Source organism: Burkholderia sp. WTPI3, from assembly GCF_021483755.1.
Lineage (GTDB): Bacteria > Pseudomonadota > Gammaproteobacteria > Burkholderiales > Burkholderiaceae > Burkholderia.
In genome coordinates, this window is the sequence record NZ_JAGIXF010000035.1 from 59,833 (window position 1) to 70,582 (window position 10,750).

The following is a 10,750-nucleotide window of genomic DNA, read 5'->3' on the forward strand; positions in this document are numbered from 1 at the left end:
GCGCGCCCCGAAACAAAAAGCCCGCCGGCAGGCATGCGCCTGCGAGCGGGCAAAGACACCGCGGCAGACCGCGCGGGGTGTCGCGTGAAGACGGCGAAACCGCGTCAGAACTTGTGACGCAGCGCGAGACGCACGGCCACCTGATTCGATGTCGACGACGGCGCGTCGGTGCCGGGGATGAAGGCCTGGTCGAGGATCGAATCCGTCTTGTCGCCGGCGATGTGCTGGTACGCGGCCTGCACGTACACGTCGGTACGCTTCGACAGGTTGTAGTCGGCCATCAGCCCGACCGAGTGGATCTTCGGCTTCGCGTCGCCGGTCGACGCGTCGTATTTCTCGAGCGACAGCACGTACTGCGCGCCGATCATGAACGCCGGCGTGATCTGGTATGCGCCGTTTACTTCGAAGTTCTGGTACTTGATTGCGCTGACCGTCGCCCCCGGCGCGATGATCGCGCCCGGCGTGCCGAGATAGCCGTTGCCGGTCGGGTTCTTGTAGTTCGAGTTCGTGTACGCGAAGCCGACCGTCGCGGGCCCGAACGTGTAGTTGATGCCCGCGCCGAACACGCGCATGCGCTCGGCGATGTAGCTCGCGTCATTCGACGTGATCGCGCCGGCGGAGCCGTCTCCCGGGTGGTTCGCCTGCAGGTACGCGGCGGCAATCAGCAGCCCGTTGTTCTGGTATTGCGCGCCGAAGCTGTACGCGCGGTTGTCCGAGAAACCCGTGCTGTTGCTGAAGCTGTATGCGCCGCCGAACTGGAAGCCCGCGAAGTTCGGGCTCGCATACTTCACGGTGTTGTCGAGCCGGAACGAGTTGTCGGTGTTGTCGTTGTCGAACGGGTGCGCGAGCAGGTAGCCGCCCCAGTTGCCGTTGGCGGTGGTCGGCGCGAGATAGTCGACGACGGAGTCGTACTGGCGACCGAAGGTCAGCGTGCCGTACTGCGTCTGGCTCAGGCCGACGTACGCCTGGCGGCCGAACATGCGCCCGCCCTGGCCGAGCCGGCCGCTGTTCACGTCGAAACCGTTTTCGAGCTGGAAGACCGCTTTCAGGCCGCCGCCGAGATCCTCGTTGCCCTTCAGGCCCCAGCGGCTGCCCTGCGCGTAGCCGCTCGCCATTTCGTAGACGTGGCCGGTGCCGACGTTGTTCGTGTAGTCCAGGCCTTCGTCGATCACGCCGTACAGCGTGACGCTGCTCTGCGCGAATGCGGGCGACGCGAAGGCGGCGGTCACGGCGAGCGCGGTCAGTGTCTTGTTCATTCAGATCTCCGGGTGTCCAGCTTGTATCGGTTGTCGTGAGCGCGCCCGGTGCGGCGCGTCCCGTCATCCTGGGCGAAGCGGCGCGGCGCCGGCCCGCGGGTGCGGTGGCGTGGCGGCGGGCGGCGTCCGGTCCGGTCTCCTCCGATGACACCGCGCATTGTTCCCAAGCCGAAACGGAATCGAAAGCGAGTAATTTCGATGGATGGAATCGGGTTCGCCGATGGGGCGCGCGACGGGCCGCCTCGGCCGCCGGAGCCCGGATCGGGAAAGATTGGCGAACCCGATCGAAATGATCGGAATTACTCGTTTCCCTAAACAAATTGGCGGTTGAAACATGCAGGCTGACCGGACGTGGACGCGGGACATGCACACGTTTTTCGGCCGCCGCGCGCATGCCGCGATGCACAAACAACAGATCAGATTGGAGACGACCCATCATGCAGATTCGACGACTGAAGACAGCCCTTCTCGCCGCCGCGGCGATCCTGTCGGCGCCCGCGGCTCATGCGGCCGCCGGCGCGTGCGCGGACGGCAAGACGGTCCATTTCGCCGGCGTCACGTGGGAAAGCGGGTCGTTCTCGACCGAAGTGCTGCGGCAGATCATGGAGAAGGGCTACGGCTGCAAGACCGATGTCGTGCCCGGCAGTACGGCCGCGACGGAAACGGCGCTCGCGCGCAACGATCTGCAGGTGTGGTCCGAGCAGTGGACGGGCCGCAGCGAAATTGTCGCGAAGGCGGTTGCGGCCGGCACCGTCAAGCTCGTCGGCGATACGTTGCCGGGCGGCACGAAGGAGGGCTGGTACGTGCCCGAGTACGTGGTGAAGGGCGACCCGGCCCGCAACCTCAAGCCGGTGGCGGCGGGCCTCGCATCGGTGGAGGATCTGCCGAAGTTCAGGCAGGTATTCGCGGATGAAGAGGAGCCCGACAAGGGCCGCTTCCTGAACTGCCCGACCGGCTGGGATTGCGAGCGCGTCAATACGCGTCTGCTGCGCGTGCTGAAGCTCGATGCGTCGTATACGAATTTCCATCCGGGCACGGGCGCGGCGCTCGATGCGGCGATCGCATCCGCGTACCAGCGCGGCGCGCCGATCCTGTTCTACTACTGGGGGCCGGCCGCGCTGATGGCGAAATACCGGTTCGTCGCGCTGAAGATGCCCGCGTACAACGAAGCGTGCTGGAAGACGCTGCGCGAAGAGCACGCGACGAACCCGTGCGCGTCGGCGTACATGGTGTCGCACCTGAAGATCGGTGTGTCGAAGCCGTTTTACGACGCGAATCCCGCGCTCGTGGCCGTGTTCGAGAAGGTCGGCTTCCCGATGGATTTCCTGAACCAGACGATCCTCGACATGACGACGAAGAAGATCGACGGCGCGGCCATGGCGACGCAGTTCCTGAAAACGCGTCCGGACATGTGGAAGCAGTGGGTGCCGGCCGATGTCGCGCAGAAGATCGCGGCCGGCCTGAAGGGCGCGTAACGCGGGCGGCGGCATCATGCGCGCCGTCGCGGCGCGCCGGAGAACGAACATGAACGGCTTCTTCCTGCACCTGTCGATCGCCGACTGGGTGAACGGCGCGGTCGAAACCTTCGTCGCGCGATACGGCGACAGCTTTCACCACGTCAGCGCGCTGCTGCTGCGCTATCTGCTGGTGCCGCTCGAGGGCGTGCTGCGCGTGGCGCCGCCGTGGCTCGTGCTGCTCGTGGTCGGCGCGATCGCGTGGAATGCGACGCGCCGTGCGGGCCTCGGCGCGTTGTTCATGCTGCTGCTCTATGCGATCGGCTGCTTCGGCCTGTGGGACAAGCTGATGCAGACGCTCGCGCTGATGCTCGTCGCGACGGTGCTGTCGGTCGCGATCGGCGTGCCGCTCGGCATTCTCGCGTCGCGCAGCGCGTGGCTGCGCCGGCTGTTGCTGCCGGTGCTCGACGTGATGCAGACGCTGCCGAGCTTCGTCTACCTGATTCCGGTGCTGATGCTGTTCGGGCTCGGCAAGGTGCCGGCGATCCTCGCGACCATCATCTATGCGCTGCCGCCGCTGATCCGGCTGACCGACCTCGGCATCCGCCAGGTCGATCCGGACGTGACCGAGGCCGCGCGCGCGTTCGGCACGACGCGCTGGCAGTTGCTCGTCAACGTGCAGTTGCCGCTCGCGCGGCCGAGCATCATGGCCGGTATCAATCAGACGACGATGATGGCGCTGTCGATGGTCGTGATCGCGTCGATGATCGGCTCGCGCGGGCTCGGCGAGGACGTGCTCGCGGGTATCCAGACGCTCGACGTCGGCAAGGGCACGCAGGCCGGCATCGCGATCGTGATCCTGGCGATCGTCATCGACCGCATCAGCCAGGGCTTCGGCCAGGAGCGGCGCGCGCGGCGGCGGCTTGCGCAGCAGCGCCGGCAGAAGGGCGCGTCGCGCGTGCCGTACCGTCTGCCGCGCAAGGCGGCGCCGTCCGGCACCGATTCGAACCCGCCGGCGCAATCGTCGCGCGCATAGCCACGGAGGCACACATGGCAACCATCGACGTCAGGCACGTATACAAGCTGTTCGGGCCGGAGGCCGCGCATCCGCGCGTGCTCGACCTGTTGCGGGCGGGCAAGCGCAAGGCCGACGTGCTGTCGGAAACGGGCTGCAACGTCGGCCTCAACGACGTGAGCCTCGGCATCGCGTCGGGCGAGATCTTCGTGATCATGGGGCTGTCGGGCTCGGGGAAATCCACGCTCGTGCGTCACTTCAACCGGCTGATCGAACCGACGGCCGGCGAGATCGTGATCGACGGCAACGACGTGATCAGGCTCGATGCGAACGGATTGCGGGAATTGCGCCGCTACAAGGTCAGCATGGTGTTCCAGAATTTCGGGCTGCTGCCGCACCAGACCGTGCTCGACAATGCCGCGTACGCGCTGCGCACGCGCGGCGAGAACCGGCCCGACGCGCTCGATGCCGCGCGCAACTGGCTGACGAAGGTGGGGCTCGACGGGTATGGCGAGCATTACCCGGACGAGCTGTCGGGCGGGATGCGGCAGCGTGTCGGGCTCGCGCGGGCGCTGGCGGCCGACACTGACGTGCTGCTGATGGACGAGGCGTTTTCCGCGCTCGATCCGCTGATTCGCACCGAGATGCAGGATCAATTGCTCGAGTTGCAGGCGACGCTTTCGAAAACGATCGTGTTCATCACGCATGATCTCGACGAGGCGTTGCGCATCGGCGACCGGATCGCGATCCTGCGCGATGGCACGCTCGTGCAGGTCGGCACGCCGGACGATATCCTGTCGCGGCCGGCCGACGAGTATGTACGGCGGTTCGTGGAGAAGCGGACCGGCGTGAACTGACCGGTCGGGTCGGCTCGTGCATGAAACGCGGCGCATCGCGACGAGCGGTGCGCCGGTTTTTTACCGGGCTCCGGCGATACGAACCCGCGCGGCGTGCCGGCGTTTCGCCGTCAGCCCTGACGCGGTGAGTTCGCGTCCACGTACACCCACGCCGATGCGCCCGACGCGAGCACGACGAGATCGCGGCGGTATGCATCGACCTCGTAGTCGTCCGCGTGCTTCAGTTCCTCGGGCGTGATCGCGAACACGGTGCCGCTGACCTTGTCGCCAGGATTACCTGGTATAGGTCACGACCGGGTGATGCGTCTTTCCGCTGGTCGCGACGACCTCGGGATCCTTGATTTCCAGCATCGCGAGCGAATAGCCGGGCATGTGATCGGCATGACCGCCCAGTAATCGGCCGAACGTTGCAAGCTGCACCTGTTCGAGCTGAAGCGTGCCGTACGAGAAAAGGTTTTCTGAAAGCGTGGAATCGACGTTCGACATGACGGATATACGTGGAAGCGGAGTCGTCGATTCTATAACCTCATACGGATGCCTGTAGGGAAGCCGGGCTGCGGTGTGCGATCCGTACCGACGCGCCCGGCCGCCGGATCAATGTGCGACGGTTTCCCGCGCGCCGGCCGGCACGCCGCCCGCCTCGCCGCGCAACGCATCGGCCAGGATCAGATCCGCGCCTTTTTCCGCGACCATCATCGTCGGCGCATTGATGTTCCCCGACGTGATGTTCGGGAACACCGACGCATCGACGATGCGCAACGCCTTCAGCCCGTGCACGCGCAGCGATGCGTCGACGACCGACGTCGCCGCATCCGGCCCCATCGCGCACGACCCGCACAGGTGGTAGATCGAACCCGACTGCTCGCGGAAGTACTGCCGCATCGCTTCGTCGGAATCGACCTGCGGCCCCGGCGAAATTTCCTCGACCGTCATCGCCTTCAGCGCCGGCGCCTGCATCAGCGCGCGGATCACCTTGCTGCCCTGCACGGCTTCGTCGAGATCCTTTTGCGTGGTGAGCGCATTGATGCGGATTTTCGCGGCATCTTCCGCGCGGTTCGATGCGATCTCGATCGTGCCGCGGCTCGTGGGCCGGCACGGGTTGAACGCGATCAGAAAACCGGAGTAGGGCTCGGGCTTGATGCTTGCGCGATCGCTCTTCGGGATCCGGTACGACAGCGGGTTGAAGTAAAGCTGCAGGTTCGGCTCGTGCGTGTCCGCCGTGCCGCGGAAGAACCCGCCGGCCTGGTTCACGCTCATCGCGAGCGGGCCGCGCTTCGTCAGCAGATAGCGCAATCCGATCTTCACCTTGCCGAGCAGCGTCCCCATCTCGTCGTTGAGCGTCGGCCGGTTCGCCTTGAAATAGAAGCTCACGCACAGGTGGTCCTGCAGGTTGCGGCCGACGGCCGGCAACGCATGCACGAGCGGCACGCGATGACGCGCGAGCAGCGCCGGATCGCCGACGCCCGACAGTTGCAGCAGCTTCGGCGTATCGACCGCGCCGGCCGCGAGAATGACTTCGCGCGCGGCGCTCAGCGTTTCGTCGCCGCGTTCGCCCGCGACGATCACGCCGGCCGCACGCGTACCGTCGAACGTCACGCGGCGCACGAGCACACCGGCGCGCAGCGTGAGATTCGGCCGGCCGAGCGCGGGTCGCAAATAGGCAAAACTGCTCGAACAGCGTTCGCCGTGCTTCGTGTTCAGGTCGTAGATGCCCGCACCTTCGAACCGCGCGCCGTTGAAATCGTCGGTGCGCGGCAGGTTCAACTGCTCGCAACCCTTCAGGAATTCATGGACGATCGGATGCACGTCGGCCTTCATCGACGTGATGTGGATCGGCCCCGACGTGCCGTGATGCTGCGGATCGGTTGCGCCGGCCGCGTGCGTTTCGAGCTTGCGGAAGTACGGCAGCACGTCGTCGTAGGCCCAGCCGGCATTCCCGGCCGCTGCCCAGTCGTCGTAGTCGCTGCGCTGGCCGCGCACGTAGACCATCGCGTTGATCGAGCCCGAGCCGCCGACCACCTTGCCGCGCGGGCAGTACAGGCTGCGACCGTCGAGCTGCGCTTCCGGTTCGCTGTAGTACATCCAGTTGTAGCGGCGGTTGTAGTAGGTCTTCGTGAAGCCGACCGGCACCTTGAACCAGAACGACGCGTCCTGTTCGCCCGCTTCGAGGAGCAGCACCGAGTGCCGGCCCGATTCGCTCAGGCGGTTCGCGAGAATGCAGCCAGCCGATCCCGCGCCGACGATGATGTAGTCGTAGGTCATGTCTCGTCCTTCGTGCTCAGCCCTTCGCGGGCGCGAGATCCTTCACGTCGACGGGTTTCTCGCCCATCTGCAGATGCAGCCGCTCGCCGGTGTACGGCGTGTGCCGGCGCACGACGTCCATGTCGAGCTCGATGCCGAGGCCCGGCTCGTTCGACGGGATGATGTAGCCGTCTTCCCAGCGGATCGGGGTCTTCACGACCTCCGCGTGGAAGCCGCCCCAGGTCATGATGCTTTCCTGGATCAGGAAGTTCGGCGTGCAGGTCGCGAGCTGGATGCTCGCGGCCGCGCCCACCGGTCCGTTGTACAGGTGCGGCGCGATCTGCGCGTAGTGCACTTCGGCGAGGGTCGCGATTTTCTTCGCTTCGAGCAGCCCCCCGACACGGGCGACGTTCAATTGCAGGATCGACGCGCCGCCCGCCTGCAGCAGCTTGTGGAATTCGTATTTGGTCGTCAGGCGCTCGCCGGTCGCGATCGGAATCGACGTGTGCTTCGCGACGTCGGCGATCGCTTCTTCCTGACCCGGCGGCACGGGCTCCTCGAACCACAGCGGGTCGTACTTCTCGAGCCGCTTCGCGAGCCGGATCGCCGACGACGGCACCATCTGACCGTGCGTGCCGAACAGCAGGTCGGCCTTGCTGCCGACTGCTTCGCGTACGCGGCGACAGAACAGCTCGCAGCGATCGAGCACTTCCAGCGACAGCTGGTGGCCCGAATAGGCCGTGTACGGGCCGGCCGGATCGAACTTGACCGCCGTGAAGCCGCGCTTCACGTTCTCGGCCGCGCATTCGGCGGCGAGATCGGGATCGTCGTAATCGTATTCGCCGTTCGCGTTCTTCGGGTACAGGTACGTGTACGAGCGCAGCCGTTCGTGGATCCGGCCGCCGAGCAACTCGTACACGGGCTTGCCTGCGGCCTTGCCGACGATGTCCCAGCACGCCATCTCGAGCCCGCTGACGACCCCCATCATCGTCAGGTCGGGCCGTTGCGTGAAGCCGCTCGAGTAGGTCTCGCGGAACAGCCGCTCGACGTGGTGCGGATCGTGGTTCAGCAGGTAGCGGTCGAACACGTCGTCGATGATCGGGCCCATCGCCTTCGGGTGGAACGTCGCCGAGTAGATCTCGCCGACGCCTTCGATGCCGCAGTCGGTCCTCAGCTTCACGAAGATCCAGTACATCCCGCCAATATGCGGCGGCGGGACGGCGACGATGTGGGTTTCGAGCGAAACGATCTTCATGCGGACTCCTTGAGGCGGTTGACACGATTGATGCGGTTGAGACGATGTTTGAGGCATGCCGCGGCGCCCGCGCCACACAGAGCGATGGCCGCGATATAGCCGAAATAGAGCTGATAGCCGTGTGCGCCAGGCCAGGTCTGCGTCACGTAGCCGTTGATCAGCGGCACGAACACGTCGGGCGAATAGCCGAGCACCGAGATCAGGCCGATGGCGAGACCCGCGCAGTGCGTGGGCACGCGGCAGTCGTCGAGCAGCGACCAGTAGAGGCCGCGTATCGCATAGGTGAGGATGCCGATGAACAGCACGAGCACGACGAGCATCGCTTGCGGGCTGTGCGGCGGCGCAGCGATCAGCCCGACGAGCGACAGCGCCGCGAGCACGAGTGCCCAGAACAGCACGGACACCTTCGATACGCGGTCGCCGAGGAAGCCGCCGCCGATCCCGCCGACGGGGCGCATCCACAGCTTGAGGGTCGTGATGAAGCCGGCCGCGGTCGCGCTCAGCCCGAAATTGCCTTCATGCAGGTATGCCGAGAAGCTGTAGGTTGCCCAGAACACCTGATAGCCGCAGAACACGATCGCCGCGACGAGCCACAGCTCGGGAATCGCCGCGAGCGTCTTCAGATCGGTCAGCACATTGGTGCGGCGGTCGTCACCGCGGCGGTGCTGCGCTGCCTGGCGCCGGTCGGCGCGCGGTCGATCCTTCACCAGCGCAAGCAGCACACCGAGCGCGATGCAGAAGCACGCGTACAGATGCACGACGAGCGTGAAGCCGGCCGCGTCGGTGCCGCCTCGCGCCTGCGTCACGTACGCGAACAGCGTGATCGCGATCGTCGCGAGCAGTGCCTCGACGAGCCCGCGCCCGCCGTCGAGCAGCCCGAAGAAGCGGCCCTGTTCGTCGGGGCCGGCGATCATGTTCACGCGCTTGATCACGGCCGCCCAGAACGTGAGGCCCGTCGTCAGCCCCCAGCCGCCGAAGATCAGTACGAGCGCGTTGAACGACGGTCCGGTCGCGTAGACGAGGCCGAGCGCGCCGGTCGCGAGCAGCGAGAAGCAGATCAGCCAGCGCGGCGACAGACGGTCGGCGAGCCAGCCGCTCGGCAGGTAGCTGAGAAGGAAAATCGTGCCGAGCGACGAGTACAGGTAGCCGAGTTGCACGTCGTCGATCCGGAAGAACTGCAGCATCGTCGGCTGGTACACCTGCCGCAGGTACAGCATCGGGTAGATCGCGCCGGCGGCGATCACGAGCAGCAGCAGCTGCAGGTAGCGTTGCGCGCGCGACTCGTGTGCGGCGCCGGGCAATGCGAGCGACGCGGCGGGCGTCGACGGCTGGGTGGGCATGATGTCTTCCTCCATCAGGCGCCCTGGAAGCGGGCGTCTGCAGATTTGTTATGTGCAGGTCGATCGTGGGAACGGCACGTGCGACGGGGGCCGTTGCCATGCGCGCCGGGAAATGGCGCCGGGGCGTGCGTCAGTGTCAGTACTTCATGACGACGAGGCGCGTCTGCGTGAATTCGAGCATGCCGTGCTTGCCGTCGTCGCCGCCGAGCCCCGAGCGTTTCCAGCCCGCGTGAAAGCCCTGGTACGGATCGGCCGGCGTGCGATTGACGTACAGCTCGCCGGCTTCGATCGCGTTCGCCACCTTCATCGCGGTGCGGTAGTTCTCGGTGTAGAGCACCGACGACAGCCCGAACTGGTGATCGTTCGCGAACGCGATGGCCGCGTCGATCGTCGTGTAGCGCAGCACCGGCATGATCGGGCCGAAGGTTTCCTCCTGCACGATTTCCATGTCCTGCCGGCAGCCGGTGAGCAGCGTGGCCGGGTAGAAGAAGCCGGGGCCGTCGGGAATTGCGCCGCCCGTTTCGAGCGTCGCGCCGGCCGCGACCGCGCGTTCGACCATTGCATGGATGCGCGCGCGCGCCGATGCGCTGACGAGCGGGCCCATGTTCGACGGATCGGCCGCGCGATCGCCGCTGCGCACCGCGGCCATCTTCGCCTTCAGCAACGCGACAAAGCGGTCGTATATGCCGTCATGCACGTACACGCGTTCGACGGCGGTGCAGAGCTGCCCGCAGTGTGTGGTCTTCGACGCGACGAGCGCCGCAGCCGCGCGTTCCAGATCGGCATCGGGTTCGATGATCGCGGGTGTCTTGCCGCCGAGTTCGAGCGACGGCTTCGCGATGTTCGCCTTGCAGTAGTCGAGCACCTTGCGGCCCGCGTTCACGCTGCCCGTGAGCGTGATCATCCCGACCGCCGGATGCGTGCACAGCGCCTCGGCCGTCGCATGATCCATCGTCAGGATGTTGACGACGCCCGGCGGGAAGCCCGCGTCGTCGACGGCTTTCGCGATCTCGAATGCCGACACCGGCGTGTGGTTGCTCGGCCGCACGACCACCGTGTTGCCGGCGATCAGCGCAGGCGCGATCTTGCGCAGCAGCGTGTAGACCGGATAGTTGAACGGGATCAGGCACGCGACGACGCCGATCGGCTCGCGGTGCAGGAACAGGTTCTCGTCGGGCGTGTCGCTCGGAATGATTTCACCTTCGATCCGGCGCGCCCATTCGGCGTGATAGCGCGTGATCTGGCCCGCGTAGACGGCTTCGTTCGACGCGTCCTCGACGCTCTTGCCGGATTCCCGAGCCAGCGCCGCGCCGATCTGCGGTGCGCGTGCGG

The 10,750-nt window shown here is 66.3% G+C and carries 8 protein-coding genes and 1 pseudogene; 3 read left to right on the top strand and 6 right to left on the bottom strand.

The window, feature by feature from the left end; translation table 11 throughout:
* Positions 1-104: 104 nt before the first annotated feature.
* On the bottom strand, positions 105-1,256 hold the full coding sequence (locus J7024_RS19915) for a porin (RefSeq protein ID WP_124830551.1): 1,152 nt from the start codon (positions 1,254-1,256) through the stop codon (positions 105-107).
* 437 nt (positions 1,257-1,693) lie between these two features.
* On the opposite strand from J7024_RS19915, the gene J7024_RS19920 reads away from it, so the two are divergent.
* Genes J7024_RS19920 through J7024_RS19930 form a run of 3 tightly spaced genes read left to right on the top strand, consistent with a single transcriptional unit; the run spans position 1,694 to position 4,582 of the window.
* Entirely contained in the window at positions 1,694-2,731 is a 1,038-nt protein-coding gene (locus J7024_RS19920; protein ID WP_124830550.1) for an ABC transporter substrate-binding protein, read from the top strand.
* A 49-nt stretch (positions 2,732-2,780) separates the two neighbouring features.
* Entirely contained in the window at positions 2,781-3,746 is a 966-nt protein-coding gene (locus J7024_RS19925) for an ABC transporter permease (protein ID WP_124830549.1), read from the top strand.
* Positions 3,747-3,760: 14 nt separating this feature from the next.
* Complete coding sequence (locus tag J7024_RS19930; RefSeq protein ID WP_124830548.1) at positions 3,761-4,582, top strand: quaternary amine ABC transporter ATP-binding protein; 822 nt, start codon at positions 3,761-3,763, stop codon at positions 4,580-4,582.
* Between the two features lie 110 nt (positions 4,583-4,692).
* Here the strand turns inward: J7024_RS19930 and J7024_RS19935 are convergent.
* From J7024_RS19935 to J7024_RS19955, 5 genes and pseudogenes are all read right to left on the bottom strand, one after another.
* Positions 4,693-5,068: pseudogene (locus J7024_RS19935) on the bottom strand (gamma-glutamylcyclotransferase family protein).
* A 108-nt stretch (positions 5,069-5,176) separates the two neighbouring features.
* Positions 5,177-6,844: a GMC family oxidoreductase gene (locus tag J7024_RS19940; RefSeq protein ID WP_124830547.1), complete on the bottom strand. Its 1,668-nt coding sequence runs from the start codon at positions 6,842-6,844 to the stop codon at positions 5,177-5,179.
* A gap of 16 nt (positions 6,845-6,860) precedes the next feature.
* Positions 6,861-8,078 carry a mandelate racemase/muconate lactonizing enzyme family protein gene (locus J7024_RS19945; RefSeq protein ID WP_124830546.1) on the bottom strand — a complete coding sequence of 406 codons (1,218 nt, stop codon included), beginning with the start codon at positions 8,076-8,078 and terminating at the stop codon, positions 6,861-6,863.
* On the bottom strand, positions 8,075-9,418 hold the full coding sequence (locus J7024_RS19950; protein ID WP_175751153.1) for an MFS transporter: 1,344 nt from the start codon (positions 9,416-9,418) through the stop codon (positions 8,075-8,077). The genes J7024_RS19945 and J7024_RS19950 overlap by 4 nt, the downstream gene beginning before the upstream one ends.
* Before the next feature lie 136 nt (positions 9,419-9,554).
* Positions 9,555-10,750: aldehyde dehydrogenase family protein (locus J7024_RS19955; RefSeq protein ID WP_234745389.1), on the bottom strand; the 1,196-nt coding region annotated here is incomplete at its 5' end.

What these genes read in the sequence shown, in the direction of transcription:
- J7024_RS19915 (WP_124830551.1), bottom strand. Translation starts at nt 1,256, where the DNA reads ATGAACAAGACACTGACCGCGCTCGCCGTGACCGCCGCCTTCGCGTCG.
- J7024_RS19920 (WP_124830550.1), top strand. Translation starts at nt 1,694, where the DNA reads ATGCAGATTCGACGACTGAAGACAGCCCTTCTCGCCGCCGCGGCGATC.
- J7024_RS19925 (WP_124830549.1), top strand. Translation starts at nt 2,781, where the DNA reads ATGAACGGCTTCTTCCTGCACCTGTCGATCGCCGACTGGGTGAACGGC.
- J7024_RS19930 (WP_124830548.1), top strand. Translation starts at nt 3,761, where the DNA reads ATGGCAACCATCGACGTCAGGCACGTATACAAGCTGTTCGGGCCGGAG.
- J7024_RS19940 (WP_124830547.1), bottom strand. Translation starts at nt 6,844, where the DNA reads ATGACCTACGACTACATCATCGTCGGCGCGGGATCGGCTGGCTGCATT.
- J7024_RS19945 (WP_124830546.1), bottom strand. Translation starts at nt 8,078, where the DNA reads ATGAAGATCGTTTCGCTCGAAACCCACATCGTCGCCGTCCCGCCGCCG.
- J7024_RS19950 (WP_175751153.1), bottom strand. Translation starts at nt 9,418, where the DNA reads ATGCCCACCCAGCCGTCGACGCCCGCCGCGTCGCTCGCATTGCCCGGC.